The 22611-nt window shown below is 63.5% G+C and carries 27 protein-coding genes; 15 read left to right on the top strand and 12 right to left on the bottom strand.

Features of this window, described 5'->3' with window-relative positions:
* Positions 1-183 precede the first annotated feature (183 nt).
* The gene (locus AC1DX4_RS02685; RefSeq protein WP_477218837.1) at positions 184-945 is read right to left on the bottom strand and encodes a GGDEF domain-containing protein; all 762 of its coding nucleotides are present in this window, start codon (positions 943-945) and stop codon (positions 184-186) included.
* 162 nt (positions 946-1107) lie between these two features.
* Here AC1DX4_RS02685 and AC1DX4_RS02680 point away from each other — a divergent pair, with 162 nt between their 5' ends.
* The gene (locus tag AC1DX4_RS02680; protein ID WP_477218836.1) at positions 1108-1821 is read left to right on the top strand and encodes a pyrimidine 5'-nucleotidase; all 714 of its coding nucleotides are present in this window, start codon (positions 1108-1110) and stop codon (positions 1819-1821) included.
* A gap of 72 nt (positions 1822-1893) precedes the next feature.
* On the opposite strand, the gene AC1DX4_RS02675 is transcribed toward AC1DX4_RS02680, so the two are convergent.
* Positions 1894-2739: an LOG family protein gene (locus AC1DX4_RS02675; RefSeq protein ID WP_476096023.1), complete on the bottom strand. Its 846-nt coding sequence runs from the start codon at positions 2737-2739 to the stop codon at positions 1894-1896.
* Positions 2740-2962: 223 nt separating this feature from the next.
* On the opposite strand from AC1DX4_RS02675, the gene dapD reads away from it, so the two are divergent.
* The 4 genes from dapD to AC1DX4_RS02655 all read left to right on the top strand — a co-directional run bounded on the left by dapD (position 2963) and on the right by AC1DX4_RS02655 (position 5399).
* Entirely contained in the window at positions 2963-3817 is an 855-nt protein-coding gene (gene dapD / locus AC1DX4_RS02670) for a 2,3,4,5-tetrahydropyridine-2,6-dicarboxylate N-succinyltransferase (RefSeq protein ID WP_027040861.1), read from the top strand.
* A gap of 71 nt (positions 3818-3888) precedes the next feature.
* Positions 3889-4242 carry a DUF805 domain-containing protein gene (locus tag AC1DX4_RS02665; RefSeq protein ID WP_477218835.1) on the top strand — a complete coding sequence of 118 codons (354 nt, stop codon included), beginning with the start codon at positions 3889-3891 and terminating at the stop codon, positions 4240-4242.
* Entirely contained in the window at positions 4235-4612 is a 378-nt protein-coding gene (locus AC1DX4_RS02660; protein WP_477218834.1) for a DUF805 domain-containing protein, read from the top strand. Before AC1DX4_RS02665 ends, AC1DX4_RS02660 begins: the two co-directional genes overlap by 8 nt.
* Positions 4613-4625: 13 nt before the next feature.
* The gene (locus AC1DX4_RS02655; RefSeq protein WP_477218833.1) at positions 4626-5399 is read left to right on the top strand and encodes a hypothetical protein; all 774 of its coding nucleotides are present in this window, start codon (positions 4626-4628) and stop codon (positions 5397-5399) included.
* Here AC1DX4_RS02655 and AC1DX4_RS02650 read toward each other — a convergent pair.
* Complete coding sequence (locus AC1DX4_RS02650) at positions 5302-6360, bottom strand: 2-dehydropantoate 2-reductase (RefSeq protein ID WP_477218832.1); 1059 nt, start codon at positions 6358-6360, stop codon at positions 5302-5304. The two genes, AC1DX4_RS02655 and AC1DX4_RS02650, sit on opposite strands and share 98 nt — an antisense overlap.
* Positions 6361-6487: 127 nt before the next feature.
* Here AC1DX4_RS02650 and dapE point away from each other — a divergent pair, with 127 nt between their 5' ends.
* Positions 6488-7681, top strand: coding sequence for a succinyl-diaminopimelate desuccinylase (gene dapE / locus AC1DX4_RS02645; protein ID WP_477218831.1), 1194 nt, complete (start codon positions 6488-6490; stop codon positions 7679-7681).
* A 5-nt stretch (positions 7682-7686) separates the two neighbouring features.
* Positions 7687-8319: a transporter gene (locus AC1DX4_RS02640; RefSeq protein ID WP_477218830.1), complete on the top strand. Its 633-nt coding sequence runs from the start codon at positions 7687-7689 to the stop codon at positions 8317-8319.
* Positions 8320-8386: 67 nt separating this feature from the next.
* Here AC1DX4_RS02640 and truA read toward each other — a convergent pair whose 3' ends face one another.
* From truA to def, 4 genes are read right to left on the bottom strand one after another with little or no spacing between them, the layout of a single operon-like run.
* Positions 8387-9133 (bottom strand): tRNA pseudouridine(38-40) synthase TruA, encoded by a 747-nt coding sequence (gene truA / locus AC1DX4_RS02635; protein ID WP_477218829.1) that lies wholly within the window; start codon positions 9131-9133, stop codon positions 8387-8389.
* Between the two features lie 23 nt (positions 9134-9156).
* Positions 9157-9663 carry a GNAT family N-acetyltransferase gene (locus AC1DX4_RS02630; RefSeq protein WP_477218828.1) on the bottom strand — a complete coding sequence of 169 codons (507 nt, stop codon included), beginning with the start codon at positions 9661-9663 and terminating at the stop codon, positions 9157-9159.
* Positions 9660-10613, bottom strand: a complete 954-nt coding sequence (fmt, locus tag AC1DX4_RS02625; protein WP_477218827.1) for a methionyl-tRNA formyltransferase — start codon at positions 10611-10613, stop codon at positions 9660-9662. The genes AC1DX4_RS02630 and fmt overlap by 4 nt, the downstream gene beginning before the upstream one ends.
* 6 nt (positions 10614-10619) lie before the next feature.
* Positions 10620-11150: a peptide deformylase gene (gene def, locus AC1DX4_RS02620; RefSeq protein ID WP_477218826.1), complete on the bottom strand. Its 531-nt coding sequence runs from the start codon at positions 11148-11150 to the stop codon at positions 10620-10622.
* Between the two features lie 103 nt (positions 11151-11253).
* Between def and AC1DX4_RS02615 the strand changes: the two genes are divergently transcribed.
* Positions 11254-12522: a DNA recombination protein RmuC gene (locus tag AC1DX4_RS02615; RefSeq protein WP_477218825.1), complete on the top strand. Its 1269-nt coding sequence runs from the start codon at positions 11254-11256 to the stop codon at positions 12520-12522.
* 22 nt (positions 12523-12544) lie between these two features.
* On the opposite strand, the gene AC1DX4_RS02610 is transcribed toward AC1DX4_RS02615, so the two are convergent.
* The 4 genes from AC1DX4_RS02610 to AC1DX4_RS02595 form a co-directional block, all read right to left on the bottom strand.
* Entirely contained in the window at positions 12545-13357 is an 813-nt protein-coding gene (locus tag AC1DX4_RS02610) for a class I SAM-dependent methyltransferase (protein WP_477219106.1), read from the bottom strand.
* A gap of 80 nt (positions 13358-13437) precedes the next feature.
* Positions 13438-13842 (bottom strand): GFA family protein, encoded by a 405-nt coding sequence (locus tag AC1DX4_RS02605; RefSeq protein WP_477218824.1) that lies wholly within the window; start codon positions 13840-13842, stop codon positions 13438-13440.
* Between the two features lie 78 nt (positions 13843-13920).
* On the bottom strand, positions 13921-14874 hold the full coding sequence (locus AC1DX4_RS02600) for a cation diffusion facilitator family transporter (protein WP_477218823.1): 954 nt from the start codon (positions 14872-14874) through the stop codon (positions 13921-13923).
* Positions 14875-14996: 122 nt separating this feature from the next.
* Positions 14997-15806 (bottom strand): transglutaminase-like domain-containing protein, encoded by an 810-nt coding sequence (locus AC1DX4_RS02595; protein ID WP_477218822.1) that lies wholly within the window; start codon positions 15804-15806, stop codon positions 14997-14999.
* A 214-nt stretch (positions 15807-16020) separates the two neighbouring features.
* On the opposite strand from AC1DX4_RS02595, the gene AC1DX4_RS02590 reads away from it, so the two are divergent.
* A complete protein-coding gene (locus AC1DX4_RS02590; RefSeq protein WP_023772267.1) occupies positions 16021-16146 on the top strand; it encodes a hypothetical protein in 126 nt (41 codons plus the stop codon).
* A 203-nt stretch (positions 16147-16349) separates the two neighbouring features.
* Positions 16350-16664: a quaternary ammonium compound efflux SMR transporter SugE gene (gene sugE, locus AC1DX4_RS02585; protein WP_064990686.1), complete on the top strand. Its 315-nt coding sequence runs from the start codon at positions 16350-16352 to the stop codon at positions 16662-16664.
* A gap of 158 nt (positions 16665-16822) precedes the next feature.
* Here sugE and AC1DX4_RS02580 read toward each other — a convergent pair whose 3' ends face one another.
* Positions 16823-17251, bottom strand: coding sequence for a DUF6481 family protein (locus AC1DX4_RS02580; protein ID WP_477218821.1), 429 nt, complete (start codon positions 17249-17251; stop codon positions 16823-16825).
* 219 nt (positions 17252-17470) lie between these two features.
* On the opposite strand from AC1DX4_RS02580, the gene AC1DX4_RS02575 reads away from it, so the two are divergent.
* From AC1DX4_RS02575 to AC1DX4_RS02555, 5 genes are all read left to right on the top strand, one after another.
* Positions 17471-18532 (top strand): LLM class flavin-dependent oxidoreductase, encoded by a 1062-nt coding sequence (locus tag AC1DX4_RS02575; protein ID WP_477218820.1) that lies wholly within the window; start codon positions 17471-17473, stop codon positions 18530-18532.
* A 121-nt stretch (positions 18533-18653) separates the two neighbouring features.
* The gene (locus tag AC1DX4_RS02570) at positions 18654-19823 is read left to right on the top strand and encodes an AI-2E family transporter (RefSeq protein ID WP_477218819.1); all 1170 of its coding nucleotides are present in this window, start codon (positions 18654-18656) and stop codon (positions 19821-19823) included.
* A 73-nt stretch (positions 19824-19896) separates the two neighbouring features.
* Entirely contained in the window at positions 19897-20730 is an 834-nt protein-coding gene (locus AC1DX4_RS02565; protein WP_477218818.1) for an arylamine N-acetyltransferase family protein, read from the top strand.
* The gene (locus tag AC1DX4_RS02560) at positions 20727-21728 is read left to right on the top strand and encodes an LLM class flavin-dependent oxidoreductase (protein WP_477218817.1); all 1002 of its coding nucleotides are present in this window, start codon (positions 20727-20729) and stop codon (positions 21726-21728) included. Before AC1DX4_RS02565 ends, AC1DX4_RS02560 begins: the two co-directional genes overlap by 4 nt.
* Positions 21729-21811: 83 nt before the next feature.
* Positions 21812-22606 carry an inositol monophosphatase family protein gene (locus tag AC1DX4_RS02555; protein ID WP_477218816.1) on the top strand — a complete coding sequence of 265 codons (795 nt, stop codon included), beginning with the start codon at positions 21812-21814 and terminating at the stop codon, positions 22604-22606.
* Positions 22607-22611: the final 5 nt, after the last annotated feature.

The raw sequence follows: 22611 nt of genomic DNA, 5'->3' as shown, positions 1-22611 counted from the left end.
AGGTCTCTCGTACAGGGGCTTCGATGCGCGCATGACATTCCCCGAACGGCACACGCATCGTCACAGAGGCCAGTATCGTGCCAAGCCTGGTCTCAAGGCAGTGAAAATGCGGGCAAGCGGCACAACCGAATGCAAACAAAGTTAGAATTTTCTTAACGGGCAAGGTGTGCTGGACCGCCCGGCTCACGCGGCCGCGGAAATGTCCGTATCGAGGATCGTCAGGTTGCGGCCGCGATGCTTGGCCTGGTAGAGGCGCCGGTCCGCGGCGCGCATCAGTTCCGAGACGTTGATGTCCTCGCCGCAGACGGTGCCGCCGATGCTGACGGTCAGCGGAATGGTCCGTTCGTCAACCGGCCGGAAGCGGATCAGCTCGACCTCGCGGCGAATGCGCTCGGCAACGCGTTTGGCCTCCTTTTCGGTGGCGCCGACCAGAAACGCGCCGAACTCCTCGCCGCCGATGCGGCCAAGCACGTCGCCGCTGCGCACGCCGCGCTCGATGGCGCTGGCGATCAGCAGCAGCGCGTCGTCGCCGGTCAGGTGGCCGAAGCTGTCATTGATCTTCTTGAAATGATCGGCGTCGATGATCAGCAGCGCACCACGGTCGGACTTGCGCCGGGAGCCGTCGAGCGCGGCAAAGAAACTTTCCCGGTTGAGCATGCCGGTCATGTCGTCGCGGCTGGCCTTCTCCGCCAGGCGGCGGTGCGCCGCGGCAAGCTGGGCGTGGGCTCGGGCAAGTTCGCGGTGCGCGTTTTTCAGCCTGTCGCTCTGCCAGAAGGTGCTGACGCAGGCCACCCATGCAAGCACCAGCGGGCAGAGTGTGGAGGTCAGCCAAATGGTTCGGTTGATCGGGAATCCAAGGGCCGGAACGATGATCAGCGTCAGAAGAAGCGAAGCGGCGACGGAGGCGAAAGCGATAGCGGCGGATTTCAGAATTATGGTGTTCATCGCTGGCTCCCCACAAGACTGTCTCTGTGCCAGCAAGCCCTGAAGGCCACCTTTCCCGGTTGCTTAAAATTTGAATCGTGCGGCCATTTCTGCCACTGAAAGCGCGTGGAAGTTGTGGATAAAGTCTCTTTCAGAATTTCCGTTTCATGCCATAAGGAGCGCATGACCACGCTGCCTGATCCCGCTCGCTTCGCCCATGTCACTGACTGGGTGTTCGACCTCGACAACACGCTCTATCCGCATCATTCGAATCTGTTCTCGCAGATCGACGTCAAGATGACCGCCTATGTCGGGGAACTGCTGGCGCTGCCGCGCGAGGAGGCGCGCAAGCTGCAGAAGGAGCTCTATCGCGAATATGGCACGACGCTGAATGGGCTGATGACGCGCCACGGCATCGACCCCGACGATTTTCTCGAGAAGGTGCATGACATCGACTATTCATGGCTCGTGCCCGACCCTGTTCTCGGCACCGCCATCCGCCAGCTTCCCGGCCGCAAGTTCATCTTCACCAATGGCGACCGCAGGCACGCCGAGCGCACCGCGCGCCAGCTCGGCATCCTCGACCATTTTGATGACATCTTCGATATCGTCGCCGCCGGCCTCAACCCCAAGCCCGCGCGCCAGACCTACGAGAAGTTCGCCGCACTGCACGCCGTCACCGGCCACAATGCGGTGATGTTCGAGGATCTCGCCCGCAACCTGGAGGTGCCGAAGTCGCTGGGCATGACCACGGTGCTGGTGGTGCCGCGCAATTTCGAGCCGACCTTTGCCGAGATCTGGGAGCGCGACCCTGCGCAGGAGGATGACGTCGATTACGTCACCGACGATCTGGCGGGGTTTCTGACGGGGATAGTCGCCGGGGCAGTAGGGCAGTAGGGCAGTAGGGCAGGCGCTCTCAGCCCCTGATTCCCGGATCTATTTCCCCTACTGCCTTACTTCCCTACTCCCTTACTCCCCTAATTTGTAGAACCGGCTGATAATCCCCCAGGCCTCATCCGCGGTGTCGACGAAATCGATGATGTCCTGGTCGCCGGGGCTGATCGTGCCTTGCTCGGCGAGGAAGTCGAGATCGATCGCGCGCTTCCAGAACGACTTGCCGAACAGGATCACCGGCACGCGCTCCATGCGTCCGGTCTGGATCAAGGTCAGCGTCTCGAAGAACTCGTCCATCGTGCCGAAGCCGCCGGGAAACACCGCAACCGCCTTGGCGCGCATGACGAAATGCATCTTGCGGATGGCGAAATAGTGGAAGTTGAAACAGAGCTCCGGCGTCACATAGATGTTCGGCGCCTGCTCGTGCGGCAGCACGATGTTGAGCCCGATCGACGGCGCGCCGACATCGTCGGCACCGCGATTTCCCGCTTCCATCACGCCGGGACCACCGCCGGTCACCACGACATATTCGCGGTAGTATGAGGCGGCCGACTGCTGCGAGCACAGGCGAGCGAATTTGCGCGCCTCCTCGTAATATTTGCTGTTTTCCTCGAGGTTCTTCCTTTGCGTCTCGTTCTTGGCCGCCCAGGCTTCGCCTCCGGGTTCCGGCAGGCGCGCGCCGCCAAACAGGATCACGGTCGAACGGATACCGCGCTCGGCCAGGATCATTTCCGGCTTCAAAAGTTCGAGCTGCAGACGCACCGCGCGCAATTCGCGCCGCGTCATGAAGTCGGGATCGTTCCAGGCAAGCCGATAGGTCTCGGCCCGCGTCTGCGGCGTGTCCGGCACGCTTTTCGACCGCTCCAGATCCTCGTCCGAATGCGGCAGCGGCGTCCACCCCGCCTTTTCCATAGGAGTCATAACTACCCGTCCAATTCCCTTAACTGCGCCGTCCCGTGACGCACACGCGATTGACCCCCATTGAGCCTTAACATAAGCAGGTTCCGCAAAAGTGTGCGGCGGTTTTGCGACAAGAACCTGCTACATGCAAAGACCCAGGCAGGCAAAGCCTGCCAGGGGTCCGCGCGACTTTCAAAACAGGTTAAGGCGTAGCCCCTTAACAGCTTGGTAATGGAGCGAATTCATGTCGAAGCCCGATCTGGCGAGCCTCGAAAAGACCATCGAGAAGGCCTTCGAGGAACGCGACACGATTTCGACCGCGACCCGCGGCGAAACGCGCGATGCTATCCAGTCGGCGCTCGACCTGCTCGATCACGGCACGGTGCGCGTCGCCGAGCGCCAGGCGGACGGCAAGTGGCATGTCAACCAATGGCTGAAGAAGGCGGTGCTGCTGTCCTTCCGGCTCAACCCGATGGAGATCATCAAGGGCGGTCCGGGCGAAGCCGTGTGGTGGGACAAGGTGCCGTCGAAGTTCGATGGCTGGAGCGCCGTCGATTTCGAGAAGGCGGGTTTTCGCGCGGTGCCGTCGTCGATCGTGCGCCGCTCGGCCTATGTCGCCCCGGGCGCCGTGCTGATGCCGTCATTCGTCAATGTCGGTGCCTATGTCGATACGGGCACCATGGTCGACACCTGGGCTTCGGTCGGCTCCTGCGCCCAGATCGGCAAGAACGTGCACCTGTCAGGCGGCGTCGGCATCGGCGGCGTGCTGGAGCCGATGCAGGCCGGCCCCACCATCATCGAGGACAATTGCTTCATCGGCGCGCGTTCGGAAGTCGTCGAGGGTTGCATCGTGCGCGAAGGCTCGGTGCTCGGCATGGGCGTCTTCATCGGCCAGTCGACCAAGATCGTCGACCGCGCCACCGGCGAAATCTTCTATGGCGAAGTGCCGCCAAATTCCGTCGTCGTCGCCGGCTCGATGCCCGGCAAGCCGTTTCCAAACAACGAGCCTGGCCCCAGCCTCTACTGCGCCGTCATCGTCAAGCGGGTCGATGCCAAGACCCGCTCCAAGACCTCGATCAACGAGTTGCTGCGCGATTGATATTTTCGCAAAGCGGGCGCACCTTCCGCCGGCGCGACAATCGGTCGCGCTGATTCACATGGAGGGGTGACATGGACTGGAAATATCTGCTGACCAGCTACGAGGGCCGCATCAACCGCGGTAAATTCTGGGCTTGCGTGGGTGTGATTTTCGTCGGTGCGATTGTCGCGATGATTCTCGACAATATCCTCGGCACGACATTCAACAGCATGCCTTACGGCTTTATCTATGTGCTATACACGCTCGCCATGCTCTATTCGATCTTCGGCATCTACGCCAAACGCTGGCATGACCGTGGCAAGTCCGGTTGGTGGACGCTGATCGCCCTCGTGCCCTTCATCGGCGCCATCTGGCTGCTGGTTGAGCTAGGAATTCTCGAAGGCACCAAGGGTGCCAATCAATACGGACCGGACCCGCTTGCCTGACAGATCGGATCTCACCTGGCTTTTCTTCAAAACATCGGGCCGCGTCAGCCGCGCGGCCTATTTTCTTGGCGGGCTGCTGGTCGCCATCATCCAGGCATTCCCGCTCTACCGCTTCACGCTGGTGCCGGAAGGCTCGGCCGAGAGCAACATGTGGTCGTTCATCTTCTTCATCGCCTTCATCGCCTCGCTGTGGTCGAACATCGCACTGGCGGTGAAACGCCTGCATGACCTCGACAAGCCGGGTATTGCCGCACTGATCCTGTTCGTGCCGGTCGTCTCGATCGTCGCCTTTCTTGTGTTGTGCCTGTTTCCAGGGCAGCCTGGGCCCAACCGCTATGGCCGGCACACCAACGAGCCGGCGCAACCCTGAGGATCGATCGGACATGCGCTACCGCACGCTTGATCCGAAACTGATCATCGACACCGCCGAGCGGCTTGAGGAGCGCGTTGCAGAACGGTTTCCCCAGGCCGGACTGCGTGGCGTCGCCGCCGAACTGGTGTCGCTGTCGCGCGATCTGGCCAAGGCGGCTCAGGCGCTCGAGGCGCCGATCTGGTGGCTGCGCGGGCTGATCATCGCCGCCGTCGTCGCCGGCGCGCTGATCTTCCTGTTCGTCGGCACCATCCTGCCGCTCATTCACATCTCCCAGGCCGACGATGCGGTGCAATCAGTGCAAGGCATCGAAGCCACGATCAACATGATCATCCTTGCCGTGCTCGGCCTGCTGGCGCTGATCCGCACCGAGGAGCGTATCAAGCGCAAGCGGGTGTTCCGCCAATTGCACGGCCTGCGCTCGCTGATCCATGTCATCGACATGCACCAGCTGACCAAAGATCCGGCAGCACTTTCGGCCAGTTTCAGGCCGACGGCGCATTCGCCCGCCCGCATCACCAATGCCGCCGACCTGGCGCGCTACCTCGACTATTGCTCCGAAATGCTGTCGATCACCGGCAAGATCGCCGCGCTCTTCGCCCAGTCGGTCAATGATGACGTCGTCATCGACGGCGTCAACGACATCGAGAACCTGGCGTCCAACCTGTCGCGAAAGATCTGGCAGAAGATCACGCTGATCGAGCGCCACCCGGCGGCGCAACCTGTTCCGGCGTCAGGCCCGGCGAGCCCAGCCGCGCCGCCTCAGCCGCGCGCACCAAAGCGGTAACGCTTTTCAGGAGCGGCGCCGGCGTACCCGTTTTTTCGGCGAGGCCGATCACCGCCCCCTGCAACTCGCCGATCTCCGTCGGCCGGCCGCGCTGCAGATCGTCCCACATCGACGAGCGGGCCTCGGGGTCGATCGCCAGCATGCGCCGCGCCAGCAGTTTGAACAGCCAGTCCGGCAGCCGGAGCACCTTCGGCAGCAGCGCCGGCCGCAGCCCGGCGACGCGCGCCGGCTCGATATCGGAGGCTTTCATCGCCAGCAGGGCCTCGTCGATCTGGCCGGCCAGGATCAACCGCCAGCGGCGATCGGCGAGTTCGCTCGCCAGCGGCAGGCCCGACAGCGCCACCAGCGCGTTGTTGAGATTCATCAGAAGCTTGCCCCACAGCACAGCCTTCATGTCGCCATGCGTCTCGACCGCCAGTCCTTCGACATCAAGAAGACTGGCGACATCGAGAAGGCCGGCAAGGCCGGCGCCGCCGTCCTCGATCATCACCTTGCCGTCGCTGGCGCGGTGGACGCGCAGCGGTAGGTCGCCGTCCGGCGATTGCACCACATTGAACGGCACCATGCCGGCCAGCACGGTTCGCTGGCCAAGCCCGGATCGCAGCCTGTCGGCATTGTCGACGCCGTTCTGCAGGCTGATCACCACGGCATCGGGGCGGGCATGTGCCTTGATCAGCGCTGCCATCTCCTGCGTCGCACCACTCTTGACGGTCACCAGGATCACGCCCGCCTTCGGCAAGGCGGCGGACGGATCGGCGGTGATCCCGAGCCCGTCCGGCTTGACCAGGCGATCGCGGCCTTCAAGGTCGCTGATGCGCAATCCACCCTGCCGCAGCGCGGCCTCGATGCGCTGCCGGGCCAGCAGAATCACCTGCCGCCCGGCAAGCGCCAGGCAGCCGCCGACATAGCAGCCAATGCTGCCGGCGCCGGCGATGACGATCCGCTTTTCCCCGTCTGCCATCTCTTGCTCCGCACCTGTCCGCAACTATACGACATGAAAACCATAATGTCGGCGGCATCGTCTGCCATGGGGCTGGCCTCTATGTCTGGCCGTGACAGGCCTTCCGCTTTCGACTATCGCTTTTGCCATGACGCTGCCGACAGACCCCGCCGAAAACCTTGCCGCCCTCATCCGTTGTGCCTCGGTGACACCAGCCGAAGGCGGTGCGCTGAGCGCGCTGGAAACGATGCTGAAGCCGCTCGGCTTCCTGGTCGACCGGCCGGTGTTTTCGGAAGACGGCACGCCCGACATCGAGAACCTCTATGCAAGGCGGTCCGGCAACGGCCCGCATCTGATGTTCGCCGGCCATACCGATGTCGTGCCGGTTGGCGACGAAGCCGCCTGGACGCATCCGCCCTTCGCCGCCGAGATCGCCAATGGCGAAATGTATGGCCGTGGTGCGGTCGACATGAAGGGCGGCATTGCCTGTTTCATTGCTGCCGTGGCGCGCCATGTCGAGACGCATGGCGGCCCCAAGGGCTCGGTCTCGCTGCTGATCACCGGCGACGAGGAAGGCCCCGCCATCAACGGCACTGTCAAGCTGCTCGAATGGGCGGCTTCCAAAGGCGAGAAATGGGATGCCTCGATCGTCGGCGAACCGACCAACCCCGATGCGCTCGGCGACATGATCAAGATCGGCCGCCGCGGCTCGATGTCCGGTTCGATCACTGTCAATGGCCGCCAGGGCCATGCCGCCTATCCGCAACTTGCCGACAATCCGGTGCGCGGGCTGATGAGCCTGGTCGACGCCTTGCTGCATCCCGTCTTTGACAAGGGCACGAAGGATTTCCAGCCGACCAACCTGGAGGTCACCTCCATCGATGTCGGCAACCCGGCCACCAATGTCATTCCGGCCAAGGCCACCGCGACCTTCAACATTCGCTTCAACGATACCTGGACGGCCGAGACCGTGCAGGCCGAAATCCACAACCGCCTCGACCAGGCAGCCAAGCGCAAGAAGTACCGGCCGGGCAAGAAGACGCCGGTTGATTACGACCTTGTCTGGCGCGACAGGCCAAGCCATGTCTTTCTGACCCGTGACGACAAGCTCGTCGACACGCTTGCCGGCTCGATCAAGGCGGCGGTCGGCAAGGAGCCGACGCTGTCGACCTCCGGCGGCACATCGGATGCGCGCTTCATCAAGGATTACTGCCCGGTGGTCGAGTTCGGCCTGGTCGGCAAGACCATGCACATGGTCGACGAGCGCGTCGCCATCGCCGATCTCGAAACGCTGACGCGGATCTACCAGCGCTTCATCGAAGACTGGTTCGGGCGGGGCTGAGCAGCATGCTTACGGCGGACGAAACCCAAGCTTCGCTGATCGGCGCCTGGCGGCTGATGCTCGGCAAGGCCGACGGCCTGCGCCTGCTCGACCTGTCGGCCGACGGCTTCTGGAATTCCTTCTTCGCCATCGTCGTTGCGGCACCGGCGTTGATCGTCGGCTGGGTCGGCATCGCCAACGAGATCGGCGATCCCGACGCCTTCGTCGGCCGTTTCGGGATGCTGATACGCCTGGCGACGGTCGATATTGGCTCCTGGGTGCTGCCGCTGATCGCGCTCGCTCTGGTCGCGCCGCGCGCCGGCATCGGCGGGCGCTTTGTCCACTATGTCGTCGCCAGCAACTGGGCCTCGGCCATCACCGCCTGGCTGATGCTGCCTTCGGCGCTGATCCGGCTTTTCCTGTCCTCGGCGAGCCAGATCTCGAGCATTGTGTCGCTGCTGCTGTTTGCCCTGTCGATGGTGCTGACCTGGCGTATGACCAACGCCACGATCGGCAAGGGCGCGGCAGTCGGCACCGCCGTTTTCACCGGCATGTTCATCGCTTCGTTGTTGGTGCTGTTCGGGTTGCAGATGCTGCTTGGCATCACCGTCCCCGATGATATCGGGGCTCAAAGCCTTTCCGGACTGTCCCCGGGGTAGGGGGCTCCTGGCTCTATTCCGAATAGAGCCCCCGGACTCTATTCTGAATAGAGCCTTCGGACTCTATTCAGGGATAATCGACACCAACGAGAAAAAGCCCGTCGGGCGGCGCCACCTGGCCGCAGGCAGCGCGGTCGCGTGCTTCGAGCGCAGCCTTGAGGTCGGCCGCGGTCCAGCCGCCATCGCCGACGCGCTTGAGCGAGCCGACCATCGAGCGCACCTGGTTGTGCAGGAAGGAGCGCGCCGAAGCCCTCACTTCGATCAGGTCACCGTGCCGGCTCACATCGAGCCGCTCCAGCGTCCTGATCGGGCTGTTGGCCTGGCACTGGGTCGAGCGGAAGGTGGTGAAGTCATGCCGGCCAAGCAGGGTTTTCGCTGCCTCATGCATGGCCTCGGCATCGAGCCGCTTCGGCACCCACCACACCTTGCCCTTGTCCAGCGCCGCGGGCGCGCGCCGGTTGAGGATGCGGTAGAGGTAATGCCGGCCAGTGGCCGAGAAGCGCGCATCGAAATCGTCGGGGACGATTGTCGCCTTCAGGATGGCGACATGCGCGCCAGCTGCCTGCAGATGGGCGTTGATGGCATCGCGCACCTTGTCTTCAGGCCATGCCTTGGCGAGGTCGACATGTGCGACCTGGGCGGTCGCATGCACGCCGGCATCGGTGCGGCCGGCGGCGCGCATCCGCACCGCCTCGCCACTGAATTTTTCGATGGCCTGCTCGATCGCCTGCTGCACCGAAGGCTGATCGGCCTGGTGCTGCCAGCCGGCAAACAGGCGGCCGTCATATTCGATGTCGAGGCGAAAACGCGGCATGCCGGAGCGCTATACGCACTCGCCTACGCGGCGAGTGCGGTGAAGGCGGAAGCGTAGACCAGCCGGCCGGCCTCCGGAGCGTCGCCCCAGGTCAACGCCTGCAGCGCTTCGCCCTGGTATTCGCTCTCGAACTTTTCGGCACGCGCATGGCTGTAGCCGAAACGGCCGTAATAGGCCGGGTCGCCTAGCACCACGGCCAGCGTCTCGCCGGCATCCCTGAGACGGATATGCGCCTCGCGGATCAGCGCGCCGCCAATGCCGCTGCCATGGAACGACGGCTCCACCGCCAGCGGCGCCAGCGCCACGGCCGCAAAGCTCTTGCCGCCATTGCTGACGAACAGCCGCGAAAACAGGATATGGCCGACCACCTGGCCGTCTTCTTCCGCCACCAGCTCGACGACGGCGTCGCCGCCAGTCACCAACGCGTCGACCAGCCCGGCCTCCGCCTGTTGGCCGAAAGCGTGTTCTTCGACGAGGCGAATGGCCTCGCGATCCCGCGGCGTTGCCGCGCGTATCGACATCATGCTCATGAGAACTTCATTCCTTTTACGATCTTGGCTCCGCGCAGGAATTCCGACGCGGCGGCGGGCTTTCCGCCCGCACGTTGAACTTCGACCAGCCTGACCGCGCCTGTTCCGCAGGCGACCGTCAGCCGGTCATCGAGAATTCCTCCCGACTCGCCCAAATCTTCCGAAAGCGACAAGCCATCGGACAGTGTTGAGCGAAGCAGTTTCAGCCGTTCCATGCGGCCGCCAATTTCAATTTCGGACCAGGCGCCGGGAAAGGGCGACAGGCCACGAATGTGGTTATGAACCTCGGCCGCAGGCCGCGTCCAGTCCACGTGCGTCTCGGATTTATCGATTTTTCTGGCGTAAGTCACCCCTTCCGCCGCTTGCGCGGTAAATGTCAGGGTATTCCTTTCCAGCCGCGCCAGCGCTTCCACCATCAGGGCAGCACCGACACTCATCAACCGATCATGCAGATCGCCGGCAGTCATATCGGGTTCGATGGCGCATTTTTCAAGCAATCCCACCGGTCCGGTGTCCAGCCCCTCTTCCATGCGCATCACCATCATGCCGCTTTCCAGGTCTCCAGCCATGATGGCGCGCTGGATGGGGGCGGCACCGCGCCAGCGCGGCAAAAGCGACGCATGGCCGTTGATGCAGCCAAGCCGGGGTGCGTCGAGAACAGCCTTCGGCAACAGCAAACCATAGGCGACGACCACGGCGATATCGGCGCCGAGGGCGCTGAAGGCCGCCTGCTCGGCCTCGCTCTTGAGGGATGTCGGCGTACGTACCTCGATGCCCAGCCGTTCGGCCTCGCGCTGCACCGGCGACGTCGTCAGCTCCAGCCCGCGCCGGCCGGCGGCGCGCGGCGGCTGCGTGTAGACGGCTGAAATCTCATGTCCGGCCTCGGCGATCGCGCGCAGCGTCGGCACCGAAAACTCCGGCGTGCCCATGAAGATGACGCGAAGGGGCATTTTCCCCTATCCCACCAGCTTGCCCGGCGCCTTGTCCTTGGCGAGCTTCTTGAACTTCTTCACCACCATGTCGCGCTTCAGCTTCGAGATGTGGTCGATGAACAGAACGCCGTTGAGATGGTCAATCTCATGCTGCAGGCAGGTGGCCATCAGGCCTTCGGCCTCCATCTCCTGCAGCTTGCCGTCGCGATCGAGATATTTCACGCGAACGGAAGCCGGGCGTTCGACCTCGGCGTAATAGTCGGGGATCGACAGGCAGCCTTCCTCGTAGACCGAACGCGCGTCGGCGCTGCTCAGCACCTCCGGGTTGATGAAGACATGCGGCGCCGGCGTTTCGTCTTCCTTGGCGAGGTCGATCACCAGCATGCGCACGGGCTCGCCGATCTGGATTGCCGCCAGCCCGATGCCGGGCGCGTCATACATGGTCGCCAGCATGTCGTCGGCGAGTTTGCGCAAAGGAGCGTCGACGCGCTCCACCGGCTTGGAAAGCTGGCGCAGGATGGGATCGGGAAGGATGATGAGCGGCTTGATCGGCATGGCGTCCCACGTAAGACGTCCAGCGAAAAGCGTCAACCGGGGCATCCAAGCCGTGTTCTTGTTTTGATCTGTGCGATCAGGCCGAATCGGCTATGCTGTCCACATGAATGATCTGAGTAGCATCCTTTCGCAGCCTGTCGCCCGGCTTGGCGCCTCGACAATCACGCTCGGCCACGCCCTGGCCTTCGGCGCCTTGCTGTTTCTCGGCCTGTTCGTGGCGCTGGTCATCGCGCTGTGGCGGTCGGCCAAGGCGCGCGCGGTCGCTGCCGCGGAAGCCGCCGACCATGCCCGCGACGCCGAGGCGCGGATGGCCGGCATATTGCAAAGCCAGGCCGAGATGCAGGGCCGCATGGGCGCCATCGCCGAAGTGTTCGGCGCGCGCCAGGCCGAGCTGACGCAGTCGATCGGCCAGCGGCTCGACGCCATGACCGGCCGGCTCGGCCAGACCATGACCGAGCAGACCAAATCCACGCATGAGAGCCTGGCCAAACTGCAGGAGCGGCTGGCGATCATCGACGTCGCGCAAGGCAACATCCAGTCGCTTGCCGGCCAGGTCGTGCAGTTGCAGGCGATCCTCTCCAACAAGCAGACGCGTGGCGCCTTCGGTCAGTCACGCATGGAGGCGATCGTCGCCGACGGCCTGCCGATGGGCGCCTACGAATTCCAGGCGACGCTGTCGAACGGCAGCCGGCCGGATTGCCTGGTGAAGATGCCCAACGGCGCGCCGTCGCTGGCCATCGACGCAAAATTTCCACTGGAAGCCTGGAATGCCATCCGCGCCGCCGACGGCGCCGATCTGCAGAAGGTTGCTTCGCAGGCTTTCCGCCGCGACATCGAGATCCATGTCCGCGATATCTCGGAGAAATACCTGATCCAGGGCGAGACGCAGGACACCGCCTTCATGTTCGTGCCGTCGGAATCGGTGTTCGCCGAGATCCACGAAAACTTCGAGGCGATCATCCACAAGGCGCACCGCGCCCGAATTGTCATCGTCTCGCCATCGCTGCTGATGCTGTCGATCCAGGTCATCCAGGCGATACTCAAGGATGCCCGCATGCGCGAACAGGCGCATCTGATCCAGGGCGAGGTGATCCGGCTGATGGAGGATGTCGCGCGTGTCGACGAACGCGTGCGCAAGCTGCAGGTCCATTTCGGCCAGTCGGCCAAGGACATCGATGACATCCTTGTCTCGACATCGAAGGTGACCAAGCGCGGCCAGAAGATCGAGGCGCTGGAGTTCGGCGTGCAGCCCGATGGCGATGCGGCCCCGGAGACACCGTCAAGGGCACCTGCCAAACTTGACCCCGGCCCGCGCGTTGCCGATTCAAAGACCGGACAGCTCAGGCTGCGGGTCGTCGAGGGCGACGACTGAACCCGTTTCGACGCGATGCGCTTTAGGCCACAGCCACGATGACATGTGCCTGAATTTTGGCGGCAACCTCGCCGCTGCCATGCCTGGCCGCAATCGCGGCTGCGGCATAGTCCGTGGCGGCGTCGAGTTTCCCCGGATCACGGGCCACGATCTCGGTGCGAAGCACGGTTCCCTGACAATAGGCAACGGCCGGAATGCGCGGCGAGGGCGCACGGCTTTGTTCAGCCCTCGTCTCGATCGCCACGCTGGAAAAACCTGCCTCCTCAAGGTCGCTGCGGATCAATGCCGTATCGTGGTAGCCGTGCGGCGTGCGGGCCAGAAAGCGGGGTGGATCGTTCGGAAACATCCTGGCCAAGGCATTCGTCACATCATCGGCAAACACATTCTCTTCGATGCGATCCCATACGTTGAACAGAAAATGGCCGCCGGGCTTCAGCACCCGCCTTGCCTCGCGGTAGGCGGCGGGGCGGCTGGGAAAGAACATCGCACCGAACTGGCAGCAAACGAGATCGAAGGCCGCATCTTCAAATGGCAGCGCCATGGCGTCAGCCTGGCGCCATCGGATGCGACTGTCGGGCGCTTGACGCGACGCAGCGTAGTCGAGCATCGGCTGGTTGAGGTCGGTCACGACATAGCTTGCGTCAGGGGATAGTTTTGGCGCCAGGGCTCGGGTGACGACGCCGGTGCCCGCGGCGACTTCCAGCACGGCGCTGGGCGAGAGGGACGCGGCTCGCCGGGCAAGGTCCGCGGCAAACGGCTCGAAAATCAGCGGCACCATATAGCGGTCGTAGTTTTCCGGGATCGAGCCGGCAAACAACTTGTCCGTTTCCAACATCGCTATCCCCGCCCGTTTGATGGCGAGTGACGCTAGCACATAATTGCGTGTCTGGGCGGCTTTCGACCCGAGAAACGGGGCTACTGCTCCTCCACGGTTGCCATGCCTTCGAATTCCGGAAGCCAGTGCAGAGCCGATCTGTGCCACTTCTGTTGTCTTGGGGTCAAATCCTGGCGTTGCCGCGCGGTGCCGACCCTGATCCCATAGATTTTCGGGCCATCGCCGACCGACGTTGCGTAAAGATGTGAACCGCAGTCGGCGCAGAAGGCCTGAACGCGCTTGGCGCCACTCGCTACGGTTTTGATATAGACTTTCGGCGTCCCCCGGGTGATCCGATAATGTTCCTCAGGCGCGGGAACGGTGACGCGAAAGGCCGTGCCGGTCAGTTGCTGGCAGTCAGTGCAATGGCAGATCGAGGTCTTTGCCGGGTCGACTTCCGCTTCGTAGGTGATGGCGCCGCAATGGCACCCGCCATCGATCTTCATGGTTGTTCCTCCAAAAATCCACCCACTGATCTTAGCGGAGCAAGGCGCCGGAGCAAACGATGCACCTGTGGTCCAGGACTAGTTGGACGCGGCTTCGATCAGCTTGCGCCGCTGCTCCCAGGTGCCTGTCGTCTGCGGCTTGACGAACAGCCGCGTGATCTCCGGCATCTCCTTCTTCAGCAGTGCCTCGAGGCGCTCGACACAGGCTTCGATCTCGGGCGCCGTCAGATGGTCCTCGAACTCGATGCTCAAGCCGGCAACGATCTCTTGCGGTCCCATGTGGACGGTCAGCACGCCGTTGGCCCGCTGCACCGCCGGATCCTGCTGGACGATCGCCAGCACCTTTTTCTGCACCTCGGGGGAAGCCGGCTCGCCGATGAGCAGCCCCTTGCTTTCGCGGGCCAGGAAGATCGCTGTTGCACCGAGGATGAGTGCGATGCCGATCGAGGCGGCGCCGTCGAGCTCCGGCATCTCCAGCAACTCCGCCGCCAATATGCCGACAAAGGCGACGATCAGGCCGAGAAGCGCCGCACTGTCCTCGAACAGCACCGTATAGACGCTCGGATCCTTGCTCGATTGTACGGCCTGCAGCCAGCCCTGCTTGCCCTTCTCTCGGCGAAATTCCTTCAGCGCCACCATCCAGGAGCTGCCTTCGAACAGGAAGGACAGGCCGAGAACGATATAATTGACCTTGGCGTTGGCGACAGGTTCCGGCGCCATGATGTGGATGATGCCCTCGTAGAACGACACGCCGGCGCCCAGCGCGAACACCAGCAGGGCAACGATGAAGCTCCAGAAGTAAAGTTCGCGGCCGTGGCCGAGCGGATGCGTGCGGTCGGCCGGTCGCGCGGCCCGGTGCATGCCGTAGAGCAGCAGGCCGCCATTGCCGGTATCGACCAGCGAGTGCACGCCTTCCGACAGCATCGCCGAGCTGCCGGTGAAGAAGGCGGCGGCGAATTTGGTCAGCGCGATCGCCAGATTACCGGCGAGCGCCGCGTAGATAACCGTTTTCGAGCCACCATGCCCGGCCATGCAGTCTTGTCCCCTTCAGCATGCCCATTGTAACGGCCCTGCCGCCGAAGCTCCACAGGCAGCACAACGCGCGAACCGTCCAGCCGTTCAGACGGTTGAAGACTTGCGAGCAGGAACGCCTTCTATTCGACGATCTCGTCGGTCCACACCTTGAAGCCGGCAAGTGTCCCTGGTCCGAAAATATGGGTTAGCGGCACATCTGCCGCATCGCGCCCGGAGGCGATCAGGATGCGACCGATGCGCGGTGCGTTGTTGCGCGGGTCGAAAGCGTGCCAGCGGCCGCCGAGATAGACCTCCATCCAGGCGCAGAAATCCATGCTCGACCACGGCTTCGGCATGCCAATATCGCTGATGTAACCGGTGCAGTAACGCGTCGGGATGTTGAGTGCCCGGCAGAAGGTGACGGCGAGATGCGCGTAGTCGCGACACACGCCGCTCTGCTCGCGATAGGCTTCCGCCGCGGTGCGCGTCGGCCGCGCGTTGCCGTAATTGAAGATGATGTGGTTGTGGACGAAATCGCACACCGCCTGCACGCGCGGGATGCCGAGCGGCGTATGGCCGAACAGCCGCCACGCTTCGCTGGCCAAAAGGTCGCTCTCGCAAAACCGGCTGGGCAGCAGGAACAGCAGCGTTTCCGCCGGCAGGTCGCGCACCTCGTGCTGCCAGGCCATCAGTTCGCTCATCTCGAATGTGCCGGGCGCGCGGATGACCGCATCGGTGCCGAATGTGAACCGGCCGGGTGGAGCAACGAAGCGGTTGCACCAATTGCCGAAACTGTCGCGGTAGCTCTCGATCGGCACCGGCGGATTCGATGTCAGAAAATCCGGGCGCTCGAGATCGGAGGCGCGGGAATAGTGGACATTGAGCATCGCGATCAGCGGCGTTTCCTGCGGGAAGTCGAAACTCATCTCGCAGCCAATGTGGATCCGCATTGTCGTCCTGACCGGCCTGCCCAGCGATCACCCGGCGAAAGCGCGGGTCGATGCTGCAGTGCGAAGATGAGAATGGCACGGACCGCCATGGTTTACGAGCAAATTAGAAACCGGTTGAAAGCAGCCTGCCGGCCGCCGCGACGGGCGCGCTGCCCCCTTGCAGCAAAGCGTTTCTCTTGTTTCACTCTGCATCCCGCAACTGGAGGAACGAATCATGGCTAAAGGTGCGATGAAGGCAGGCAAGGAAGCCCGCAAGCCGAAGAAGGATGCCAAGAAGCCGGTAGCCGCTCCCGCCCTGAAGGCGCCGCCGGTCAAGGCGATGCGCATCAAGGAAAAGTAGGCTCGGCAAGTCAGGCGCGGCAAAATCCCGCCGGCGGCGTCAGACAATGCCGCCGGGTTGATCGGGCGTTTGGGCAATCCTATATCTATGGCGCGGGGACGACCCCGCGCCTCCCCGAAAATTCGGTCGGGACGACCCGCCATTATGATCAGCATCTCAGGAGCGGATTTGTCTCCGGCCTGATGCTGGATGGAGCGTTCCCGATGTCATGGATTCTTCTGTTTTTCGCCGGCCTGTTCGAAATCGGCTGGGCGATCGGGCTCAAATACACCGATGGCTTCTCGAAACTGGTGCCGACGGTCCTCACCGTCGCTTCGATGATCGTCAGCCTTACTTTGCTTGGCCTGGCGCTGAAGGCGCTTCCCGTCGGCACCGCCTATGCGGTGTGGACCGGCATCGGCACCGTCGGCACGGCGCTGCTCGGCATCTGGCTGCTCGGCGAGCCGGCCACCGCGATCAGGCTCGCCTGCATCGCGCTGATCGTCTGCGGCATCATGGGACTGAAGTTCGCGGCCTGATTGCGTCCGGGCGTTCGTCCTCGGGCTTGGCCCGAGGGGGCGCGGCCGCCGACATGACCTGCCTCGGAGACGCTCAAAGCCTTGCTTTCACGCAAACGCCTTCAGGGCCGCTGCAAGGCGACCCTGGTTCCAAATTTCGAAGCTTGGCCGCTAAGGCGTTAGCGGGCTGAGAAGCCTGGAGGCGTTCTGCCGGTGCGCTGCTTGCGCGCCGCATAGCGTGCGTCGCGTTTTGCTTTGCGTTCGGCTTCGTCGGCCAGCAAACGGGCGATGCGCTCGTTCTCTTCGGCTTCCTTGATCTTCGCTTCAGCCTGTGACGCTTCTTCGGCCGCAATGCGTGCCGCTTCGGCCGCTGCCTCGCGCTCGGCCTTCTCGACCGCCTCGCGTGCCAGCTTCTCCTGCTTCAGCCTTGCCTTTTCAGCTTCGCGAATCTCGCGGGCCTCGAGGATTGCCTTGCGTTCGGCCTGTCGCGCCACGACTGCAGGGTCATCTGCCGCCGGCTTCGACTTGAAGCGCTCCAGAAGCGCCTTCTTTGCCTCGTTCGCGGCATTGCGCCGCTCGAAAATGTCTTTTTCCCTGTAGATAGCCAAGTCCACTTCCCTGAAGTCAATTCGCGACGCTTACATACGCGCGAATGCCGAGAGTTCAAGCGCCAAAACGGTATGCCAGCCATGAAATTCCGCGATGTTGCGCGCGGGAGACGCCTTTTTCACCAAATCAACATGCACTGTTCACCGCCAGCCCCTCTGGCGGCGAGGCGGGGCGGTGGCTACTTCTAGCGGCAAAACCCAACACCAGGATGACATCACATGGAACTCGGTCTCTACACCTTTGCCGACGTCAGCCCGCAGCCGGGCCCCGGCGCCATCGGGCCGCATGAGCGGCTGCGCAACCTGATCGAGGAGGTCGAACTGGCCGACCAGGTCGGTCTCGACGTCTTCGGTCTGGGCGAGCATCACCGGCCTGACTATGCCGCCTCTGCGCCGGTCGTGGCCCTGGCGGCGGCTGCCGAACGCTCGAAACGCATCAAGCTGACCAGCGCGGTCACCGTGCTCTCCTCGGACGATCCGGTGCGCGTGTTCCAGCAGTTCGCCACGCTCGATCTTCTGTCGGGCGGCCGTGCCGAGATCATGGCCGGGCGCGGTTCGTTCATCGAATCCTTCCCGCTGTTCGGCTACAATCTTGAAGACTATGACGAACTCTTCGCCGAAAAGCTCGATCTGCTGCTTGCCATCCGCGATCAGGTGAAGGTCACCTGGTCCGGCAATCTGCGTGCACCGATCAACGATCGTGGCGTCTATCCCCGGCCGTTTCAGGACAGGTTGCCGGTCTGGATCGCCATTGGCGGGACGCCACAGTCCGCTGCCCGCGCCGGCGCGCTCGGCTTGCCGCTGGCGCTCGCCATCATCGGCGGCGAACCGGCGCGCTTCGCGCCGCTGTTCGATCTTTACCGCGAAGCTGCCAAGCGCGCCGGCAGTGACCCGGCAGGGCTTGCCACCAGCATCAACGTGCACGGCTTCATTGCCGAGACGACCGAGCAGGCTGCCGACGATTTCTACGGTCCGCAGGCCGAAGTGATGAACCGCATAGGCCGTGAGCGTGGCTGGGGCCCGACATCGCGAGCGCATTTCGACCAGTCGCGTGGTCCCAATGGCGCGCTGTTCGTCGGCAGTCCGGAGCAGGTGGCCGAAAAGATCGTCGCCCAGCACAGAATCTTCAACAATGACCGCTTCCTGCTGCAGATGGCGATCGGCACCATGCCGCATGCCAAGACCATGAAGGCGATCGAACTTTACGGGACCAAGGTGGCGCCGATCGTGCGCAAGGAAACGGCGAAAACCGCGCCGGCCGTGGCAGCGCCCGTCGCTTGAGTTACGTGAGCAACGGCTAGGGCTGCGGACGCGGGCCTGCCGGCTAACGGAACCTTGAGGCCACGCTAGCGTTTTCGGTCAACGGTTTGCACCAATTGCGGTGCGCCGCTGAGGGACCGTGATGAAAGCCGAACCCGCCGTTCTGGGCACAGGCGTTGCCGAGGCCGAAGAATCGCGCGAGGTGGCGCGTGCCGATACGCATCTGATGCGCACGCTGCTGGTCGGCATTTTCATCTTCATGACCGTTTATACGCTCTATTTCGCCCGCGCCTTCTTCATGCCGGTCATGCTGGCCTTCCTGCTGGCGCTGACATTGACGCCGATCGTGCGGCTGCTGCGCAAACGCGGCATTCCCGAAGCGGTGTCGGCGACCTTGCTGGTGCTGCTGTCCATCTGCGTCTTCGCCAGCGCCGGCTATTTGCTCTCAGGCCCGGTCATCGATCTCCTCAACAACACCTCGTCGATCGGCCAGCAGCTCACCGAGCGGCTGGCGCAGTTGCGGCGGCCGCTGGAAAAGATCATGCAGGTCTCGCATCAGATCGAGCAAATGACCGAGACCTCGCAGGAGCCGGGCATCCAGAAGGTGGCGGTCGCCCAGTCCGGTATTCTGTCGGCGGCCGCCAGCAACATCCTCTCGGCGGGCACAAGCCTCACCATCATCTTCGTGCTGTCGCTGTTCCTGCTCGCCTCGGGCACGATGTTCTACGAGAAGATCATCCAGTCCTTCGCCAGCCTCAGCGAGAAGAAGCGGGCGTTGCGCGTCGTCTATGACGTCGAGCGCGAAATCTCGCACTATCTGCTCACCGTCACCATCATCAATGTCGGCCTCGGTGCCGTCATCGGCCTTGGCCTGTGGGCGCTCGGCATGCCCAACCCGCTGGTCTGGGGCGTCGCCGCCGCGCTGTTCAACTTCCTGCCCTATGTCGGCGCGCTGCTGACCATCGTTTTGGTCGCGGTGATGGCGCTGATCAGCTTCGACACCATTTCCTACGCGCTGCTGGCGCCGGCCTTCGTGCTGTTGTGCGATATTGTCGAAGGCCAGTTCGTGACACCGATGGTGGTCGGCAGGCGCCTGGAGATCAACGCCGTGGCGATCTTCATCGCCATCGCCTTCTGGTCATGGCTGTGGGGTTTCGTCGGCGCCCTGATGGCGGTGCCGCTGCTGGTCGTCATAAAAGTGTTCTGCGACCATTTCGAGGGGCTCGGCCCTGTCGGCAATTTCCTCGCCGCGCAGCAAACCGTCGTGGTGGAGGACGAGCCCGCCGAGGAGAATGGCAAGGCCGCCGCCTAACCGGCTAGCCGTGTTTGCGGCGCCCGGAGCGAATGCCTATATCCGGCCGGACAATGGCCGGTGCTCCTTCCCGATGAACGACGCTTCCTTCGACCTCGACGCCTATCTCGCTCGCATCGGCTACGCCGGTCCGCGTGACGCATCGCTGGACACGCTGAAGGCGCTGCATCTCCTGCATCCGCAGGCGATCCCCTTCGAGAACATCGATCCGTTTCTTGGCCGCCCGGTCCGGCTCGACCTTGCCGCTATGCAGGACAAGATCATCCTTGGCGGGCGTGGCGGCTATTGCTTCGAGCACAACCTCCTCCTCATGCACGCGCTGAAGGCGCTTGGCTTTCAGGTCATCGGCCTGGCCGCACGCGTGCTTTGGGGCCAGCCGGAAGATGCCATCACCGCGCGCAGCCACATGCTTTTGCGCATCGAGCTTGATGGCCGGACCTATATCGCCGATGTCGGCTTCGGCGGCCTGACCCTGACCGCGCCGCTGCTGCTCGAGCCAGGCCTGGAGCAAAAGACCCCGCACGAGACATTCCGCATCGTCGAGGCCGACGATCATTTCCGCCTGCAGGCTTCAATCGGTGGCGACTGGCGCTCGCTCTACCGCTTCGACCTGCAGCCGCAACACGAGGTCGACTATTCCGTCACCAACTACTTCCTGTCGACCAGCCCGACATCGCATTTCCTGTCCACCGTCATTGCGGCACGCGCCACACCGGACCGGCGCTACGCGTTGCGCGGCGTCAAGCTGTCGATCCATCACCTTGGCGGCCGCACCGAGCAGACAGAGATAACCACCGCCGCCCAACTCGCCGACACGCTGGAAGACCAGCTCGGCATCATCATTCCCGACCGCACGGCTTTCGAGGCCAAGGTGCGTGAGAAGAAGATCGTGGAGACCAACGTATGACCGAACTGTCCGTTCTCGACCTGTCGCCGATCGTCGAAGGCAGCAATGCCTCGCAGTCGCTGGCCAACTCGCTCGATCTCGCCCGCCATGCCGAACAGCTGGGTTACAAGCGCTACTGGCTGGCCGAGCACCACAACATGCCGGGCATCGCCAGTGCAGCAACGGCCGTGGTCATCGCCCATGTCGCCGGCGGCACCAAAACCATTCGCGTTGGTGCGGGCGGCATCATGCTGCCCAACCATGCGCCGCTGGTCATTGCCGAGCAGTTCGGCACGCTGGCCGCCTTGTTTCCCGGCCGTATCGATCTCGGCCTCGGCCGGGCCCCCGGCACCGACATGAACACCGCGCGCGCCTTGCGCCGCAACCTTGAGGCCGGCGTCGACAATTTTCCGCAGGATGTCGTCGAGCTGATGGGCTATTTCCTCCCCGCAGAGGAAGGCCAGCGCCTCAGGGCCGTGCCGGGCGAGGGCCAGTCCGTACCGATCTGGATCCTCGGTTCCAGCCTTTATGGCGCGCAGCTCGCCGCCATGCTCGGCCTGCCCTATGCCTTCGCCTCGCATTTCGCGCCGGCCGAGCTCGATCATGCGCTGGACATCTACCGCTCGCGCTTCCAGCCGTCGGAACAGCTCGACAGGCCGCATGTCATGCTCGGCCTCAATGTCTTTGCAGCACCCACCGATGCCGAGGCGCGTCTGCTGTTCACCTCGCTGCAGCAGGCTTTCGTCAATCTGCGCACCGGCCGGCCCGGACGCTTGCCGCCGCCGGTCGAGAATTATGACCGCGATCTCGATCCGATGGCGAAAACCATGCTGGGCCAGGCGCTGTCCTGCGCCGTTGTCGGTTCTCCCGAAACGGTCCGCCAGGGCATCGACGCCTTCGTGCGCCGCACCGGCGCCGATGAAGTGATGGTCACCGCGCAAATCTTCGACCACGCGGCGCGGGTGCGGTCGTTCGAGATCCTGGCCGACGCGCACAAATCGCTGTCGCAGGCGGCCTGACATTTTGTCTCTCGCCGGGTCCTTTTGCCGGTAGCGATGCTCTGCTAAGTGCGGAGCATCCAGAGGCAAGAGCGAGCTTTCCCGTGACCCATGATCTTGACGCCCGCACGCAGTTTGCCATCGATCTGGCGCGGCGGGCAGGCGAACTCGGCCTCAAATATTTCCGCGATCTGGAAAGCCTGACCATCGAGAGCAAGGGCCATCAGGACCTGGTCTCGCAAGCCGACCGCGAAGTCGAGCTGTTCATCCGCGCGGCCATCGCCGCCGATTACCCGCAGGACGGCATCGTCGGCGAGGAGCATGCCTCGGTCACTGGTTCGACCGGCTATGTCTGGGTCATCGACCCCATCGACGGCACCGCCAATTTCGTACGCGGTATTCCGGCCTGGTGCGTGGTGATCGCTTGCGCAAAGGACGGGGAGACGGTCGTCGGCGTCATCCACGAGCCATCGACCGGTGAAACCTTCCACGGCAGGCTCGGCGGCGGCGCCTTCGTCAATGGCAGGCCGATCAAGACAAGTGCCGCGACCAGCCTGGAGGAAGGCTCGGTGGGAACCGGATTTTCAAACCGGGCTGAGGCCGAGAACATCGCCGTGCTGATCAGCAGGATCCTCGCCGAAGGTGGCGTCTTCTTCCGCAACGCATCCGGCGCGCTGATGTTGGCCTATGTGGCCTCGGGCCGGCTGCTTGGTTATGTCGAAGAGCATATGAACGCCTGGGACTGCCTGGCCGGGATGCTGTTGATCGAGGAGGCCGGCGGCACTGTTCTGAAGGCCGATCCGAAGACGGTGCTGCAGAGCGGGACGCAAGTCATCACGGGCGGCAAGGGCGTCTTTTCGAAACTGCAGGCGCTTTGTTCCGGGGTGTTCAGGCCCTGATCAGG

The sequence above is a fragment of the Mesorhizobium sp. P3_A8 genome (genome assembly GCF_056402995.1).
Note: the sequence above shows the minus strand (reverse complement) of the source record. Positions and strands in the feature narration are given on the sequence as shown.